Raw genomic sequence first — 16225 nt, 5'->3', positions numbered from 1 at the left:
GCGCGCGGACAGCCAGCACTGTACCACCCAACCCCGACAGGCTTCCCCGTATAATCAACGGTTTGCAAATCCAATACGACCATGCCGCGCCCCGGAAAAGGGCTGCGCCTGCCATAACATGAAAGTCTCCGACATTCGCAGCAAGTTCCTGCAGTTCTTCGAGTCGAAGGACCATACGGTGGTCCGCTCGTCCAGCCTCGTGCCGGCGAACGACCCGACGCTGCTGTTCACCAATTCCGGCATGGTCCAGTTCAAGGACGTGTTCCTTGGCACCGACAAGCGCCCGTACTCGCGCGCCACGTCGTCGCAGCGCTCGGTGCGCGCCGGCGGCAAGCACAACGACCTCGAGAACGTCGGCTACACGGCCCGTCACCACACGTTCTTCGAGATGCTGGGCAACTTCTCGTTCGGCGACTACTTCAAGCGCAACGCCATCCAGTACGCGTGGGAACTGCTGACCAAGGTCTACCAGTTGCCTGCGGACAAGCTGTGGGTGACGGTGTACGCCGAGGATGACGAGGCTTACGACATCTGGGCCAAGGAAGTCGGCGTGCCGCCCGAGCGCATCGTGCGTATCGGCGACAACAAGGGCGCGCGCTACGCGTCGGACAACTTCTGGCAGATGGCCGATACCGGCCCTTGCGGTCCGTGCTCGGAAATCTTCTTCGACCACGGTCCGGAGGTGTGGGGTGGCCCGCCGGGATCGCCCGAGGAAGACGGCGACCGCTATATCGAGATCTGGAACCTCGTGTTCATGCAGTTCAACCGCGACGAGCAGGGCAACATGACGCCGCTGCCCAAGCCGTGCGTGGACACCGGCATGGGCCTGGAGCGGATTGCGGCCGTACTGCAGCACGTGCACAGCAACTACGAGATCGACCTGTTCCAGGCGCTGATCAAGGCCGCCGCGCGTGAGACGCATTTGACGGACCTGACCCAGAACTCGCTGAAGGTCATCGCCGACCATATCCGCGCGTGCTCGTTCCTGATCGTCGATGGCGTGATCCCCGGCAACGAAGGCCGCGGCTACGTGCTGCGCCGCATCGTGCGCCGTGCCATCCGCCATGGTTACAAGCTCGGTCAGAAGACGCCGTTCTTCCACAAGATGGTGGCGGACCTCGTCGCGCAGATGGGTGGCGCGTATCCGGAGCTGGCGGACGCGCAGGCGCGTGTGACCGAAGTGCTGAAGGCCGAGGAAGAGCGCTTCTTCGAGACCATCGAGAACGGCATGGCGATTCTCGATACCGCCGTGACCGACCTGAAGTCGAAGGGCGGCAAGGTGCTGGACGGCGAGCTCGCGTTCAAGCTGCACGACACGTTCGGCTTCCCGCTCGACCTCACGCAGGACGTGGCGCGCGAAGAGGAAATCTCGGTCGATGAGGCCGCGTTCGATGCCGCGATGACGCGCCAGCGCGACCAGGCACGCGCCGCCGGCAAGTTCAAGATGGCCGCTGGCCTCGAATACTCGGGCGACAAGACCGTGTTCCACGGCTACGACGCGCTGGGCGTCGAGCAGGCACGCGTGATCGCGCTGTACGTCGATGGCGCCGCGGTGCCGACGATGCAGGCGGGTCAGGAAGGCGTGGTCGTGCTCGACAACACGCCGTTCTACGCCGAGTCCGGCGGTCAGGCTGGCGATCAGGGCACGCTCGTGGCCGGCGCGGCCGTGTTCACCGTGGGCGATACCACCAAGGTGCAGGCCGACGTGTTTGGTCATCAGGGCACGCTCGCGGGCGGCGCGCTGAAGGTGGGCGACGTCGTGGCGGCGAAGGTGGACGAGATCCGCCGCGCGCGCACGATGCGCAATCACTCGGCCACTCACCTGATGCACAAGGCATTGCGCGAAGTGCTCGGTAGCCACGTGCAGCAGAAGGGCTCGCTGGTCGATGCCGACAAGACGCGCTTCGACTTTTCGCACAACGCGCCGATGACCGATGCGCAGATTCGTCAGGTCGAGGAGATCGTCAACGCCGAGATCCTGCGCAACGAGGCCACCACGGCCAACGTCATGCCGTTCGACGATGCCGTGAAGAGTGGTGCGATGGCGTTGTTCGGCGAGAAGTACGCCGACGACGTGCGCGTGCTGTCGATCGGTTCGTCGAAGGAACTCTGCGGCGGCACGCACGTGACGCGCACCGGCGATATCGGCCTGTTCAAGATCGTGGTGGAGGGCGGCGTGGCTGCCGGTATCCGTCGCGTGGAAGCGATCACCGGCGACAACGCGCTGCATTACCTGCAGTCGCTCGACGCCCGCCTGAACGAGGCCGCTGCCGCGATGCGCGCGCAGCCTTCGGAACTGGTATCGCGCATCGCGCAGGTGCAGGACCAGGTGCGCGCGCTGGAGAAGGAACTCGAGCGCGCCAAGAGCAAGCTCGCGGCCTCGCAGGGCGACGAACTGGCCGCGCAGGCCGTGGACGTCAAGGGCCTGAAGGTGCTGGCAGCCCAGTTGGAAGGCGCCGACGTCAAGACGCTGCGCGAGACGATGGACAAGCTCAAGGACAAGCTCCAGAGCGCGGCCATCGTGCTCGGCGCGGTGACCGACGGCAAGGTCAGCCTGATCGCGGGCGTGACCGCGGACGCTACCGGCAAGGTCAAGGCCGGCGACCTCGTCAACTTTGTCGCCCAGCAAGTGGGCGGCAAGGGCGGCGGCCGCCCGGACATGGCCCAGGCCGGCGGCACCGAACCCGCCAACCTGCCGCAGGCTTTGGCCGGCGTCAGCGAGTGGGTGGCCGGCAAGGTCTGACGCACCGCTGGTTGTATCCCTCTCCCTTCGGGGAGAGGGTCGCCTCACTCTTTCTTGCCGGTCGTAGCCGAAGTCAACGCACTGATCAAATCCATCGGCAACGGAAACACGATCGTCGTAGTCCGATCACCAGCGATTTGAGTCAGCGTCTGCATATACCGCAACTGCATCGCCTGCGGCTGACGCGCCAGCATCTGCGCCGCTTCCAGCAGCTTCTCTGAAGCCTGCAATTCCCCCTCCGCATGAATCACCTTGGCACGTCGTTCGCGCTCGGCCTCGGCTTGCCGCGCGATCGCGCGCACCATCGACTCGTTGAGATCGACATGCTTGATCTCGACGTTCGACACCTTGATGCCCCACGCATCGGTCTGCGCGTCGAGCACCTTCTGGATATCGAGGTTCAGTTTCTCGCGCTCGGCGAGCATCTCGTCGAGCTCATGCTTGCCGAGCACAGCACGCAGCGTGGTCTGCGCCAGCTGGCTCGTCGCATCGAGAAAGTTGGCCACCTGAATGATCGCGCGCTCGGGATCCACCACGCGGAAGTAGACCACCGCATTGACCTTGACCGACACGTTGTCGCGCGAGATCACATCCTGCGGCGGTACGTCCATCACCACCGTGCGCAGGTCCACCCGCACCATCTGCTGTACAGCGGGAATGATCAGCGCGAGCCCCGGCCCCTTGACGCGCCAGAAGCGGCCAAGCATGAAGACCACGCCACGTTCGTACTCGCGCAGCACGCGCACCGATGCAATGATCAGCAACGCGACCAGAAAGATCAGACCGCCAAAGCTGAATCCAAACGCCATGTGAGACTCCTAGTTGTTGTCCAACGCCCGTCCTCAATCGACGGGAATAACGTCCAGCACCAGCCCATCCCGCGCGGTCACGCGCACCGACTGGCCGCGCGCGAGCGGGGTGCCACTGCGCACGCGCCATTGTTCGCCATCGACCGAGGCCCACCCTTCGTGCGGATAGCCACGCGGATCATCGTGCGTGGACGGCTCCGTCGCGGTATCGTCAATCACCATGCCCGTGCGGCCGACGATCATGTCGCCGCCGCTGACCACCGGCCGCCGCCGCACGCGCAGCACCAGCGCCGACATCGCGAACATGAACGCCAGCGAAGCGGCCACCAGCGTGCCGATCACCGCCAGCGGAATGCCAAAGCCGGGCACATCGGTATCGATCAGCATCACCGCGCCGATCGCGAACGCCACCGCGCCACCGACACCAAGCACGCCCAGCGTGGGCAGAAACATTTCCGCGACCATGCAGCCTATCCCCAATGCGACCAGCGCCAGGCCCGCATAGTTCAACGGCAGCATCTGCAGCGCGAACAGACCGAGCAGCAGGCAGATCGCGCCCACCACGCCCGGCGCGACCATGCCGGGCTGCGAGAACTCGAAGATCAGTGCGTAGATGCCGAGTGTCATGAGGATCAGCGCGACGCTCGGGTCCGTGATTACCGCCAGCAGCCGCGCGCGCCAGTCGGGCACGGTGGCCACCACGGGCGCATCCGCGGTGCGCAGTACCCGCGTGGCGCCGGCGGCTTCGACCTTGCGGCCGTCCAGCTGCCGCAGCAACGCGGGCAGGTCGGGCGCCACGAGGTCAGCCACATGCTGCGCCACGGCTTCATTCGCGGACAGGCTCACCGCCTCGCGTACCGCGCGCTCTGCCCATTCCACATTGCGCTGCCGCAACTGCGCCAGACCGCGGATATAAGCCGATGCGTCGTGCATCTGCTTGCGCGCCATCGTATCTTCGTTGCCAGCGGCGGCGGGAGCGGAAGCCTGATCGCTGCCCGGTAGTTTCTCGGGCCCTTTTTCCGGACGTTGTGGACCGCCGATGCCAATCGCCACCGGGCTGGCCGCGCCGACATTGGTGCCGGGCGCCATCGCCGCGATATGGCTCGCATACAGAATGTAAGTGCCCGCGCTCGCGGCACGCGCGCCGCCGGGCGAGACGTAGGTTGCCACCGGCACCGGCGACGCGAGAATGGACTGGATGATGTCGCGCATCGAACGGTCGAGCCCACCCGGCGTGTCCATCTCGATGACGACCAACTGCGCCCTGGCGCGCCGCGCCTGTTCGATGCCATGCGTGACGAAATGCGCGGTGGCCGGGCCCACCGCGCCGCGCAGCGGCACCACGTAGACCGGCGCCGTGGCGGACTCGGTGCTGGCGCCCTGCGCCCGCGCGGGCGGCGACCAGAACCACGCCAGCGCGCACGCGCAGATCGCCAGCAGCGCGAGGCTTGCACGTCCGCCACGCCGCGCCATGCCAAACATCCTGTCGCAAATCCTGCCGTAGGTCAGTGTCATGGTCGCGCGCATGTCCGGAAGAATTGCCGTGACCGCGCTACTTCGAAGTGTAGACCACTGGCCACATCGCGACCGCAACCCCCACGATGGTCGTGGCTGCGCCGCCCGACTGGCGCTAAAGTATTGGTTTCTTCCTGTCAGGAGCCCTGCATGCCGACTTTCCGCATCGAGTTGTTCGAAGGCCGTCCTCTGGACCAGCGCCGCAAGCTGGTCGAGGAAGTCACGCGCGTCACGTGCGAAACGCTTGGCTGCGAGCCGGGCGCGGTCGACATCATCATCGACGAAGTCAAGCGCGAGAACTGGGCCACCGGCGGCAAGCTCTGGTCCGAACAGAAATAGTCCCCATGGAACCCTATCGTTACTGTCCACGGTGCGGCGCTTCGCTGCAGGTATTGCCGCACGCGGGACGCGACCGCGATGCCTGCATCACCGAAGGCTGCGGCTTCGTGCATTGGAACAATCCGCTGCCCGTCCTCGCGGCTGTGGTCGAGTACGAGGACAAGCTGCTGCTGGCGCGTAACGCGGCATGGCCGGAAAAGATGTTCGCGCTGGTCACGGGTTTTCTCGAGCGCGACGAGACACCGGAGCTCGGCGTCGCGCGCGAGCTCAAGGAAGAAACCAATCTGGATACCGAGTCGGTCTCGCTGATCGGTGTCTACGAGTTCATGCGCAAGAACGAGCTGATCATCGCGTATCACGTCAAGGCTACCGGCACCATCGAGCTGTCCGAGGAGCTGGCCGAATATCGGCTCGTGGCCCCCGAGAAAGTTCGCATCTGGAGCGCGGGCACTGGCTTCGCGGTGGCGGACTGGCTGCAGGCACGCGGCTACCCGGTGCAGTTCTTCGACCGCCAGACCGGTGAGGACATCCCGGATCCGCGCAGGCCGACGGACTTCAGGCGTCTCGATGCTTCGCTACAATAGCGGTTTTAGGCGGACCCGAAGCGCACAGCACGTGCCGGGCCGCTTCGATTCGACATGGGATGGAGAGGTATGGAATTTCAGAAGGAAGTGGATGCGCGCGGCCTGAACTGCCCGCTGCCGATTCTGCGCACCAAGAAGGCGCTGGCGGACATGGCAAGTGGCGATGTCCTGAAGGTGGTTGCCACCGATCCGGGCTCCCCGCGCGACTTCCAGGCATTTGCGAAACAGACCGGCAATGAACTGCTGTCGCACCAGGAAGTGGACAAGGTCTTCACGTTCTACATGAAGCGCCGGTAAGTCTCGGTGATGCCCTTTCCCTCGGGGAAAGGGCATCAAACCAACCAGGCTTGATTAGCGCTGTGCCAGATACGCGCTGAACTGGTCTCGCACCTCGGGGTGCTTGAGCGCAAATTCCACGGTCGCCTTCAGCAGGCCGAGCTTGCTGCCGCAGTCATAGCGCACGCCTTCGTACCGATACGCGAGCACCTGTTCCTGATCGAGCATCGACTGGATCGCATCGGTCAGCTGAAACTCGCCGCCCGCGCCGGGCTTGAGGTCGCGGATATGGTCGAAAATGCGCGGCGTCAGGATGTAACGGCCCACCACGCCAAGGTTCGACGGTGCATCCTCGGGCGCCGGCTTTTCCACAATGCCCGACATCTTGATCACGCGTTCATCCCACTCGCGGCCTTCCACCACACCGTAGGACCGGCTCTGCTCGGGCGCGATTTCCTCCACGCCAAGCACCGAGCAGTTGTAGTGGTTATAGACATCCACCATCTGCTTCATGATCGGCGTATTGCCATCGAGCAGATCGTCCGCGAGCATCACGGCAAACGGCTCGGCGCCGACCAGCTTGGCGGCGCAAAGCACCGCGTGGCCCAGCCCAAGGGCCTCAGGCTGGCGCACGTAGAAGCATTCGACGTGCGACGGCTTGATCGAACGCACCACATCGAGCAGTGCCTTCTTGTTCTTGGCCTCGAGTTCAGCCTCGAGCTCGTAAGCCTTGTCGAAATGATCCTCGATGGCGCGCTTGGAGCGGCCGGTAACGAAGATCATCTCGGTAATCCCGGCGGCCATAGCCTCTTCCACGGCGTACTGGATCAGCGGCTTGTCCACCACTGGCAGCATTTCCTTGGGGCTGGCCTTGGTCGCGGGCAGGAAGCGGGTGCCCAGTCCCGCGACCGGGAAGACAGCCTTGGTGACGCGGTTTTCCATTTCAGAATTCCTTTCTATTCCGGTGCATTACCGTGCCGGATGGCCGGGGGGGTCGTCTGTCCGTCACTGTCCGACTTTCCTCTCTGCCTTGTAACGGCTCGCAACATCCGTGCCGGAAATACAGGTTCAGGCGGGCAGTCGCTGTAGTTGATCCTTCAGCTTGCCCAGCGTCTGTTCGAAATCCGACAAACGTTGCGTTTCCTGCGCCACAACCGCCGGCGGGGCCTTGGCCACGAAGGCTTCGTTGGACAGCTTGCCGCGGCACTTGACGATTTCGGCGCTGAGGCGCTCGACTTCCTTGGTCAGGCGTGCCCGTTCGGCCGCCACGTCGATCTCTACCTTCAACAGCAGATGGTTGCCGGCCACGATTGCCACCGGCGCGCCGGCACCCTCGCTCATCAGCGCGGCTTCGTCTTCGAACACGCGGACTTCCGAAAGTTTCGCCAGCGCCTGCACCTGCGCGCTCACCGACTTCAGGAACGCACTGTCACCGTGCGCAAAGAGCGGAATGCGCTGGGCAGGGGAGATATTCATCTCGCCGCGCAGATTACGGCAGGCGTCCACCACGGCCTTGAGCTGCGCGACCCACTGCTCGGCGGCTTCGTCGATCTTGGCCGCGGCGGGCAGCGGATAGGCCTGCTGCGCAAGCGTCTCGGAACCGTCGCCCTTGGCGCGACCGGCCAGCGGGGCCACCTTCTGCCACAGTTCCTCGGTGATGAACGGGATGATCGGGTGCGCCAGGCGCAGTACCGTCTCCAGCACGCGCAGCAGGGTCCGGCGCGTCGCGCGTTGCTGCGCGGGCGTGCCGGTCTGGATCTGCACCTTGGCCAGTTCGAGGTACCAGTCGCAGTACTCGTCCCACACGAACTTGTAGATTGCGCTGGCGATATTGTCGAAACGATATTCGGCAAAGCCCTTGTCGACCTCCGCCTCCACGCGCTGCAGCAGCGACACGATCCAGCGGTCGGCCTGCGAGAAGTGCAGGTAGCCGTCCGGGCCGCAGTCGTCATGGCACGGGCCCATGCCGCAATCGTGGCCCTCGGTGTTCATGAGCACGAAGCGCGTGGCGTTCCACAGCTTGTTGCAGAAGTTGCGGTAACCCTCGCAACGGCCCGTGTCGAAGTTGATATTGCGGCCCAGCGTGGCCAGCGAGGCGAACGTGAAGCGCAGCGCGTCGGCGCCGAACGACGGAATGCCGTTGGGGAATTCCTTCTTCGTCTTGGTCTCGATGCGCGGCGCGTCCTTCGGCCGGCGCAGCCCCGTGGTGCGCTTCTTGAGCAGCGGCTCCAGCTCGATGCCGTCGATCAGATCCACCGGATCGAGCGTATTGCCCTCGGACTTGCTCATCTTCTTGCCTTCCGAGTCGCGCACGAGGCCATGCACGTACACGGTGTGGAACGGCACCTTGCCGGTGAAGTGCTTGGTCATCATGACCATGCGCGCCACCCAGAAGAAGATGATGTCGTAGCCCGTGACCAGCACCGACGACGGCAGGAAGTGCTGAATCTCGGGCGTCTCGGCGGGCCAGCCCAGCGACGAGAACGGGACCAGCGCGGACGAGAACCACGTGTCGAGCACGTCGTCCTCGCGGCGCAGCGGGCCGGTGCTGCCGGCCGCCTGCTGCTTCGCCAGCGCTTCTTCCTCGTTGCGGCCGACAAAGCAGTTGCCCGCATCGTCGTACCACGCGGGAATCTGGTGACCCCACCACAACTGACGCGAGATACACCAGTCCTGGATGTTCTCGAGCCACTGGTTGTACGTGCTGTTCCAGTTCTCGGGCACGAGCTTGATCTCGCCGCTCTTCACGGCGTCCAGCGCCACGTCGGCGATCGAGCGGCCCGGGAAGTACGTGCCCTCCGGTGCCGGCTTGCTCATCGCGACGAACCACTGGTCGGTCAGCATCGGCTCGATCACGCTGCCGGTGCGCTCGCTGCGCGGCACCATGAGCTTGTGCTTCTTGATCTCGCCGAGCAGCCCCAGCTTGTCGAGGTCGGCGACGATCAGCTTGCGCGCCTCGAAGCGATCCTGGCCCGCATACGCGGCCGGCGCGTCGGCGACGATCTTCGCGTCGAGCGTGAGAATCGACAGTTGCGGCAGGTTGTGGCGCTGGCCCACAGCATAGTCGTTGAAGTCGTGGCCCGGCGTCACCTTGACCACACCCGTACCGAAGGCGCGATCAACGTATTCGTCGGCGATCACCGGAATCTGGCGCTCGGTCAGCGGCAGTTTGACGAACTTGCCGATCAGGTGCGCATAGCGCTCGTCCTCGGGGTGCACCATCACGGCGGTATCGCCGAGCATGGTTTCGGGACGCGTGGTCGCCACGGTCAGGTACGTCAGGCCGTGCACGGCATCGGCTTCCACCAGCGGGTAGTGGATATGCCATAGCGAGCCATCTTCCTCGACGCTGTCCACTTCGAGGTCCGACACCGCGGTGCCAAGCACCGGATCCCAGTTGACCAGACGCTTGCCGCGATAGATCAGGCCTTGCTCGAACAGGCGCACGAAGACCTCGGTCACCGCCTTCGACATGTCCGGGGACATCGTGAAGTACTCGCGGGTCCAGTCGATCGATGCGCCCATGCGGCGCACCTGGCGCGTGATGGTCGAGCCCGACTCCTCTTTCCAGGCCCACACCTTTTCCGTGAACTTGTCACGACCAAGGTCGTGGCGCGATACGCCCTGTGCCTCGAGCTGGCGTTCCACCACGATCTGCGTGGCAATGCCGGCGTGGTCGGTACCGGGTACCCACAGCGTATTGGCGCCGCGCATGCGGGCATGACGCGTCAGACCGTCCATGATGGTCTGGTTGAAGGCATGCCCCATGTGCAGCGTGCCAGTCACATTGGGCGGCGGCAGCTGGATCGCGAAATTCGGCCGGGCGGGGTCGAACGTGGGCTGGGCAATGCCGCGGCGCTCCCATTCGGGGCCCCACTTCGCCTCGATGGCGGCGGGTTCGAAGCTCTTGGCAAGGGACTGGTCTTCTGCGGTCATGCTCGGTGTCGCTCGGTATCGGTATGTCGTGGGAATCGCGGGGCCCGCCCGTCACTATTGGCGGTGGCGAAAACGTCAAATTATAGGGGATAAGGGGCCGGTATAATCCCTGCATCCGCAAAGGCCCACTTCGAATGTCCACGCTTCTCGCCAATCTCAACCCCGAACAACTCGCCGCCGTCACCTTGCCAGACGAACCGGCGCTGATCCTGGCGGGCGCGGGCAGCGGCAAGACCCGCGTGCTGACCACCCGCATCGCCTGGCTGATCCAGAACGGCCATGTCTCGCCGGCCGGCGTGCTCGCGGTCACCTTTACCAACAAGGCCGCCAAGGAAATGCAGACGCGGCTGGGGGCAATGCTGCCGATCAATACGCGCGGCATGTGGATCGGCACCTTCCACGGGCTTTGCAATCGCATGCTGCGCGCGCATTTCCGCGACGCCGGCCTGCCGCAGACCTTCGCCATCCTCGACTCGCAGGACCAGTTGTCCGCGCTCAAGCGGCTGCTCAAGTCGCTCAATGTCGACGACGAGAAGTTCCCGGCCAAGAATATCCAGTACTTCATCAACAACGCGAAGGAGCAGGGCCTGCGGCCCGCGGACGTCGAAGCCAACGACGACTTCAATCGCCGCCTCGTCGACTTCTATGCGGCCTACGACCAGCAGTGCCAGCGCGAGGGTGTGGTCGACTTCGCCGAACTGCTGCTGCGCTGCTATGAACTGCTGCGCTACAACGACGCCATCCGCGAGCACTACCAGCACCGTTTCCGCCATGTGCTGGTGGACGAGTTTCAGGACACCAACGTGCTGCAGTACCAGTGGCTCAAGCTGCTGGCGGGCTACGGCACCGGCCGCGCGGCCGCGGTGTTCGCGGTGGGGGACGACGACCAGAGCATTTACGCGTTCCGCGGCGCCAATGTCGGCAATATGCGCGACTTCGAGCACGAATTCCGCGTGCGCCACATGATCAAGCTCGAGCAGAACTACCGCTCGCACGGCAATATCCTCGACTCCGCCAACCATCTGATCTCGCATAACGCGCGCCGCCTGGGCAAGAACCTGCGTACCGACGCCGGCCATGGCGAGCTCGTGCGCGTGTTTCAGGCGGGTTCGGACGGCCAGGAGGCCGCGTGGATCGTCGAAGAAATCCGCGACCAGATCGCGCAGGGCATGGCGCGCTCGGAGATCGCGATTCTCTATCGCAGCAACGCGCAGTCGCGCGTGATCGAGCACGCGCTGTTCTCGTCGGGCATTGCGTATCGCGTGTACGGCGGTCTGCGCTTTTTCGAGCGGGCCGAAGTCAAGCATGCGCTCGCGTATCTGCAGTTGATCGAGAACCCGCGCAACGACGCGGCATTCGGGCGCGTGGTCAATTTCCCCACGCGCGGCATTGGCGCGCGTTCGCTCGAGGTGTTGCAGGATGCCGCGCGGCAGTACAACTGCTCGCTGTCGGAAGCCGTGGCCTATGTGCCGGGCAAGGCCGGCAGCTCGCTGGCCACGTTCATTCGTCTGATCGATCAGATGCGCGCGGAGACGCGGCGCATGACGCTGCCGGAGACGGTGGAGTACGTGACCAACACGAGTGGCCTGATCCAGCATTACCGGAACGAGAAGGAAGGCCAGGATCGCATCGAGAACTTGCAGGAACTCGTGACCGCGGCCCAGGCGTTCGTGATGGAAGAGGGCTACGGCCTGGACGCGCCGGCCGCTGTGCTGCCGGCTGCGAGTTTGCCACCCGGAGCTATCGGCAGCCAGGCCCCGGCGCTGGCGGAGGGCGATCAGGCCCAGCAGGTGCTGGACCCCGAGCAGTTGCCGGTGGTGATGACGCCGCTGGTCGCGTTCCTCACACACGCTTCGCTGGAAGCCGGTGACAATCAGGCGCAGGCGGGTCAGGACGCGGTGCAGATGATGACGGTGCACGCGGCCAAGGGGCTCGAGTTCAATGCGGTGTTTATCACCGGCCTCGAGGAAGGCTTGTTCCCGCACGAAAACAGCGCGATGGAGGCCGATGGCCTCGAAGAGGAACGGCGCCTGATGTACGTGGCGATCACGCGTGCACGCGCACGGCTCTACCTGTCGTTCGCGCAAAGCCGCGTGCTGCACGGCCAGATGCGCTACCACGTGCGGTCACGGTTCTTCGAGGAATTGCCCGAAGGCGCGCTCAAGTGGATCACGCCGCCTCAGCAGGCATACGGTGGTGGGATGGGTGGTGGTGGCGCCGGCCGGCGTCAGCAGTCGGAATCGGGTTGGGGCCGCGACTGGTTCAAGCGGCCGGAGGACGTGGCTTACACGGGCACCAAGCCCACCGGCGGCATGGACACCGGCAATGGCTACGCGGACAGCAAACGCGCCGCCGAAACCGGCTTCCGCGTTGGGCAGGGCGTGTTCCACACCAAGTTCGGCGAGGGCAAGATCACGGCCATTGAAGGCGAGGGCACCAACGCCCACGCGCAGATCAACTTCAAACGCCATGGCACCAAAAAGCTGGCGCTGGGCGTGGCCAAGTTAGATCCGATCGACTGAGCGATCAGACCCGCAGTCAGGCTTGTACCGACGTGGCTTCCGGCTCTGCGGGTGCGATATTGAAGCACCCGCGATACGTCGCGTAGAACGAGCAGTACAGAATCGCCAGCATCAGCAGCGAGTAAGGCGTCACCAGGAATGACAACACCTGCTCCGCGCCGAACGCCGCGAAGATCGCCTCGAGGACGAACGGCACCGCCACCATCAGCAGCGCGAACAGCACCGCATACGTGAAGAACGCCCCACGGTTGCGCCAGCACGCGGTCCAGCTGAAGAACAACGCCTTGACCGGCGGCACGCCATGCCATGCGGCCAGCAGCGGCGCGAACCAGAACATCATCGCGATCGGCGTGTACAGCACCGCGCCCATCAGCAACGCGTAATAGAGCTGCCGTACCGCATCGGCCGACGGCTCCTCCTGCTTCAGCAGAATCGGCGCGAGCGTACTGATGTCAACCAGCGCGCCCGCGATCAGGCTCAGCGTGAACACCATCCCCGCGTAAATCCCACCGAGAATCAGCAGATTGCGCGTGGCGGGCTTGCCATTGGTACGGAATCCGGACAGCAGGATGGTCGGCAGCACGCGCTTGTTCTGAATCACGTCACGGCACGCGGTCATCACGCCCACATACAGCCCGGGCGTCACCACCAGCAACGCGATCACGCCGAACAGCGGCACGAAAATGGCCAGTTGCGCCGCGATCAGATAGATGAACAGCAGCATCAGGAACGCGAGCGGATTCTTGCGAAACAGCCAGATACCCTGGCGGAACCAGACGTAACCTTCCTTGGCGGGAACTTCCAGTAGTTGCATGGGAATCAGATCCAGGGGAGCGCGGTGGCGTCGATGCGCCGGCGCAGGATGCGTTCAAAGTGGGTCGGATCATGCGGTTGCAGCATGTCAGCCTCGCGTGGCAGGAAGAAATCCCACAGGCGCGATACCCAGAAGCGGAGCGCGCCGGCACGCAGCATATCCTGCCAGTGCGCATGTTCGTTGTCGGTCAGCGGCCTCACGGCATGATAAGCCGCCAGCAGCGCGCGCGCACGCGCGTCGTCGAGCACGCCGGTTGGCAGGTCGATGCACCAGTCGTTGACGGTCACGGCCAGGTCGAACAGCCATTTGTCGTTGCCGGCGAAGTAAAAATCGAAGAAGCCACCGAGCCGGTGCTTGCCCTCGCTGCCCGCTTCAAACAGCACGTTGTCGCGGAACAGGTCGCAATGGCATGGCCCGCCGCGCAGCGCCGCATAGTCGGCGCCGCCGAAGAAGGCGGTCTGATGCGCAAGCTCGTTGCGCAACAGCGCATGCTGATCCGCATCGAGGAACGGCACGATCTCGGGCTCCGTCTGCTGCCACCACGCCAGGCTGCGCAGGTTCGGCTGCTGACGCGCGTAGTCCACGCCGGCCAGATGCATGCGCGCGAGCATATCGCCCACCTCCGCGCAATGCGCCGCGGTGGGGGAGAGCTGCGAAGCGCCCGGCAAACGCGTGACGATCGTCGCGGGCTTGCCCTTGAGCGCGCGCAGGATCTCGCCGTCGCGCGCGGGAATCGGCGCCGGCACGCTGATGCCATGCCCGGCCAGATGCGCCATCAGATGGAGGTAGTACGGCAACTGCTCGAACGTCAGCCGCTCGAAGATGGTCAGCACATACTCGCGCACGTGCCCATCCGCTTCCATCGTCAGGAAGAAGTTGCTGTTCTCGATGCCCGAGGCGATGCCGCGCAGCGCGCGCACTTCGCCAAGGTCGTAATCGAGCAGCCAGCGAGCGATCTCGTCCTGCGAGACCGTGGTGAAAACAGCCATTATTGTCGTGTGAATCGATGCGGAATGCGGCAAATCTGCAAGCGATGGGTTCCGCGGGCAAATCTGCCGCCACGGCGGCATCAGCCACCGGGCCGGCGCGGACCGGCGCAGCCCCTGGGGGCCTGCCAATCCGTGGGTGAACAGAATCGGTACTTTGGAATTATGCGCGTCGGCGCGTCACCACTGCAGGTTGACGGACGGCACGCGGTTCACGTCGTGATCGCGAATCTTCGGCGAGCTGTCTTCCGGCTTGCTCATTTCATACTTGGTCCCAAAACCGGATCGGACCTGGATATCGGTGGCCTGCCCCTTGTTGCGATACTCGCGCACCTGCGTGCCATCGCGCTCGTTGAGCTCGAAGCTCGGCTCGCGCGGCTGGTTCAGCTGGCTTTTGGCCGCCGGGGCGATCGGCTGGTTGTTGATCCGATTGAGCTCCTGTTGCGTCAGTGCATTGCTTTGCTCGTTGCCCGGCTGGGCCATGGCCAGCGAAGGCGCACCGAAGATCAGGCCAGACGCGAGCGCAATGCCCGCGACAGTAAACAGGCGCCTCAGCGAAGCGGCAGGCGGTACGTCATCATCGCCGGCGGCGATGCGTTGTTGCATGGGGGAGGTCATCCGAGGCTCCTGGGCGGGCGGTGCCCGGCCCGGCGGCGCCGGACCAGACAGACAGGATTCCATTCTAGCAATTCCTGCCGCACTCGGGCCGTTCCCGTGGCGCGCGGGCCACCCCGGACCCCCAGCCAAAACGTCTTAGAGGTAGAACATTTCCTCTTTCGGCGGAATCGGATGATCGCCGCCGCGCTTCTCGTAGTACTCGTAGACCGCTTCCAGAACCTCCTGCGGCTCGTCGACGATCTTCATCAGGTCCAGATCGTGTTCGGCGATCAGGCCCATCGGCAGCAGCGTGAAGCGGAACCAGTCGAGCAGCCCCTTCCAGAAGCGGCTGCCGTACATCACCACCGGTACCGAACGCGACTTGCCGGTCTGCACCAGCGTGAGCACCTCGGCCAGTTCGTCGAGCGTGCCGAAGCCGCCCGGCATCACGATGAACGCATCCGAGTTCTTCACGAAGGTGACCTTGCGCGTGAAGAAATGGCGGAAGCGCATGGCAATGTCCTGATACGGATTGCCCTGCTGTTCATGCGGCAGTTCGATATTGAGGCCGACGCTCGCGGACTTGCCCGCGTGCGCGCCCTTGTTGGCCGCTTCCATGATGCCCGGGCCACCGCCCGAGATCACCGCGAAGCCCGCATCGGAAAACAGTCGCGCGATCTCGATCGTTTTCTGATAGTACGGCGAGTCCTCGCGCAGCCGCGCGCTGCCGTAGATCGAGACGGCCGGGCGGATCTCCGAGAGGTACTCGGTGGCCTCGATGAACTCTGCCATAATCGTGAACATTTGCCACGAGGCGCGCGCCTTCTTAGCGGTTGCGCGATCTTCGTCGGCGAGCGCACGCAGGCTCGGAATCATCTTGCGCGGATTGGTGCGCGCGGCAGCAGCAGCGGCTGCGGCCTCCTGTTCTTCGGGGGTCTTGCCCGCAGCGGCGGCATCGGCCTTGGCCGCAATCGCGGCCGCATGCGCCGACGCTGCTTCCGGCGCGGGGTTCACGGTATCGCCAGAGATGTCCGAGACATCCGTATCAGCGAGGGGGGTTCCGGCGGCGCCGCCGTTCGGAGCGCCTGTCAATTTTGAGTCCAT

At 64.6% G+C, this 16225-nt stretch carries 13 protein-coding genes; 5 read left to right on the top strand and 8 right to left on the bottom strand.

The genetic code is table 11. The features are described from left to right. Positions 1-118: 118 nt before the first annotated feature. Positions 119-2743 carry an alanine--tRNA ligase gene (gene alaS, locus LDO41_RS08210; protein ID WP_223984610.1) on the top strand — a complete coding sequence of 875 codons (2625 nt, stop codon included), beginning with the start codon at positions 119-121 and terminating at the stop codon, positions 2741-2743. A 44-nt stretch (positions 2744-2787) separates the two neighbouring features. On the opposite strand, the gene LDO41_RS08205 is transcribed toward alaS, so the two are convergent. Both LDO41_RS08205 and LDO41_RS08200 read right to left on the bottom strand, forming a co-directional pair. Further along, positions 2788-3552, bottom strand: coding sequence for a slipin family protein (locus LDO41_RS08205; RefSeq protein ID WP_223984608.1), 765 nt, complete (start codon positions 3550-3552; stop codon positions 2788-2790). Positions 3553-3585: 33 nt separating this feature from the next. Continuing rightward, positions 3586-5025, bottom strand: a complete 1440-nt coding sequence (locus LDO41_RS08200; protein WP_377744482.1) for an NfeD family protein — start codon at positions 5023-5025, stop codon at positions 3586-3588. 192 nt (positions 5026-5217) lie between these two features. Between LDO41_RS08200 and LDO41_RS08195 the strand changes: the two genes are divergently transcribed. From LDO41_RS08195 to LDO41_RS08185, 3 genes are all read left to right on the top strand, one after another. Then, entirely contained in the window at positions 5218-5406 is a 189-nt protein-coding gene (locus LDO41_RS08195; protein WP_109581813.1) for a 4-oxalocrotonate tautomerase, read from the top strand. Between the two features lie 5 nt (positions 5407-5411). Then, positions 5412-5990, top strand: a complete 579-nt coding sequence (locus tag LDO41_RS08190) for an NUDIX domain-containing protein (protein ID WP_223984604.1) — start codon at positions 5412-5414, stop codon at positions 5988-5990. 69 nt (positions 5991-6059) lie between these two features. Further along, positions 6060-6287: a sulfurtransferase TusA family protein gene (locus tag LDO41_RS08185; RefSeq protein WP_223984602.1), complete on the top strand. Its 228-nt coding sequence runs from the start codon at positions 6060-6062 to the stop codon at positions 6285-6287. Between the two features lie 54 nt (positions 6288-6341). Here LDO41_RS08185 and galU read toward each other — a convergent pair whose 3' ends face one another. Further along, positions 6342-7208, bottom strand: coding sequence for a UTP--glucose-1-phosphate uridylyltransferase GalU (galU, locus tag LDO41_RS08180; protein WP_223984600.1), 867 nt, complete (start codon positions 7206-7208; stop codon positions 6342-6344). Between the two features lie 126 nt (positions 7209-7334). Next, on the bottom strand, positions 7335-10202 hold the full coding sequence (locus LDO41_RS08175; protein ID WP_223984597.1) for a valine--tRNA ligase: 2868 nt from the start codon (positions 10200-10202) through the stop codon (positions 7335-7337). A 134-nt stretch (positions 10203-10336) separates the two neighbouring features. Here LDO41_RS08175 and LDO41_RS08170 point away from each other — a divergent pair, with 134 nt between their 5' ends. Then, a complete protein-coding gene (locus LDO41_RS08170) occupies positions 10337-12724 on the top strand; it encodes a UvrD-helicase domain-containing protein (RefSeq protein ID WP_223984590.1) in 2388 nt (795 codons plus the stop codon). 16 nt (positions 12725-12740) lie between these two features. Here the strand turns inward: LDO41_RS08170 and LDO41_RS08165 are convergent, their stop codons facing one another. The 4 genes from LDO41_RS08165 to LDO41_RS08150 all read right to left on the bottom strand — a co-directional run bounded on the left by LDO41_RS08165 (position 12741) and on the right by LDO41_RS08150 (position 16225). After that, positions 12741-13538, bottom strand: a complete 798-nt coding sequence (locus LDO41_RS08165; RefSeq protein WP_223984587.1) for a BPSS1780 family membrane protein — start codon at positions 13536-13538, stop codon at positions 12741-12743. A gap of 5 nt (positions 13539-13543) precedes the next feature. Further along, complete coding sequence (locus tag LDO41_RS08160) at positions 13544-14527, bottom strand: homoserine kinase (protein WP_223984584.1); 984 nt, start codon at positions 14525-14527, stop codon at positions 13544-13546. Between the two features lie 177 nt (positions 14528-14704). After that, positions 14705-15142 carry a hypothetical protein gene (locus LDO41_RS08155; protein WP_223984582.1) on the bottom strand — a complete coding sequence of 146 codons (438 nt, stop codon included), beginning with the start codon at positions 15140-15142 and terminating at the stop codon, positions 14705-14707. A gap of 135 nt (positions 15143-15277) precedes the next feature. Beyond that, a complete protein-coding gene (locus LDO41_RS08150) occupies positions 15278-16225 on the bottom strand; it encodes an LOG family protein (protein WP_223984579.1) in 948 nt (315 codons plus the stop codon).

Origin of the sequence: Cupriavidus pampae, assembly GCF_914271485.1 — a bacterium.
Lineage (GTDB): Bacteria > Pseudomonadota > Gammaproteobacteria > Burkholderiales > Burkholderiaceae > Cupriavidus > Cupriavidus pampae.
Note: the sequence above shows the minus strand (reverse complement) of the source record. Positions and strands in the feature narration are given on the sequence as shown.

What these genes read in the sequence shown, in the direction of transcription:
- alaS (WP_223984610.1), top strand. Translation starts at nt 119, where the DNA reads ATGAAAGTCTCCGACATTCGCAGCAAGTTCCTGCAGTTCTTCGAGTCG.
- LDO41_RS08205 (WP_223984608.1), bottom strand. Translation starts at nt 3,552, where the DNA reads ATGGCGTTTGGATTCAGCTTTGGCGGTCTGATCTTTCTGGTCGCGTTG.
- LDO41_RS08200 (WP_377744482.1), bottom strand. Translation starts at nt 5,025, where the DNA reads ATGGCGCGGCGTGGCGGACGTGCAAGCCTCGCGCTGCTGGCGATCTGC.
- LDO41_RS08195 (WP_109581813.1), top strand. Translation starts at nt 5,218, where the DNA reads ATGCCGACTTTCCGCATCGAGTTGTTCGAAGGCCGTCCTCTGGACCAG.
- LDO41_RS08190 (WP_223984604.1), top strand. Translation starts at nt 5,412, where the DNA reads ATGGAACCCTATCGTTACTGTCCACGGTGCGGCGCTTCGCTGCAGGTA.
- LDO41_RS08185 (WP_223984602.1), top strand. Translation starts at nt 6,060, where the DNA reads ATGGAATTTCAGAAGGAAGTGGATGCGCGCGGCCTGAACTGCCCGCTG.
- galU (WP_223984600.1), bottom strand. Translation starts at nt 7,208, where the DNA reads ATGGAAAACCGCGTCACCAAGGCTGTCTTCCCGGTCGCGGGACTGGGC.
- LDO41_RS08175 (WP_223984597.1), bottom strand. Translation starts at nt 10,202, where the DNA reads ATGACCGCAGAAGACCAGTCCCTTGCCAAGAGCTTCGAACCCGCCGCC.
- LDO41_RS08170 (WP_223984590.1), top strand. Translation starts at nt 10,337, where the DNA reads ATGTCCACGCTTCTCGCCAATCTCAACCCCGAACAACTCGCCGCCGTC.
- LDO41_RS08165 (WP_223984587.1), bottom strand. Translation starts at nt 13,538, where the DNA reads ATGCAACTACTGGAAGTTCCCGCCAAGGAAGGTTACGTCTGGTTCCGC.
- LDO41_RS08160 (WP_223984584.1), bottom strand. Translation starts at nt 14,527, where the DNA reads ATGGCTGTTTTCACCACGGTCTCGCAGGACGAGATCGCTCGCTGGCTG.
- LDO41_RS08155 (WP_223984582.1), bottom strand. Translation starts at nt 15,142, where the DNA reads ATGACCTCCCCCATGCAACAACGCATCGCCGCCGGCGATGATGACGTA.
- LDO41_RS08150 (WP_223984579.1), bottom strand. Translation starts at nt 16,225, where the DNA reads ATGGACTCAAAATTGACAGGCGCTCCGAACGGCGGCGCCGCCGGAACC.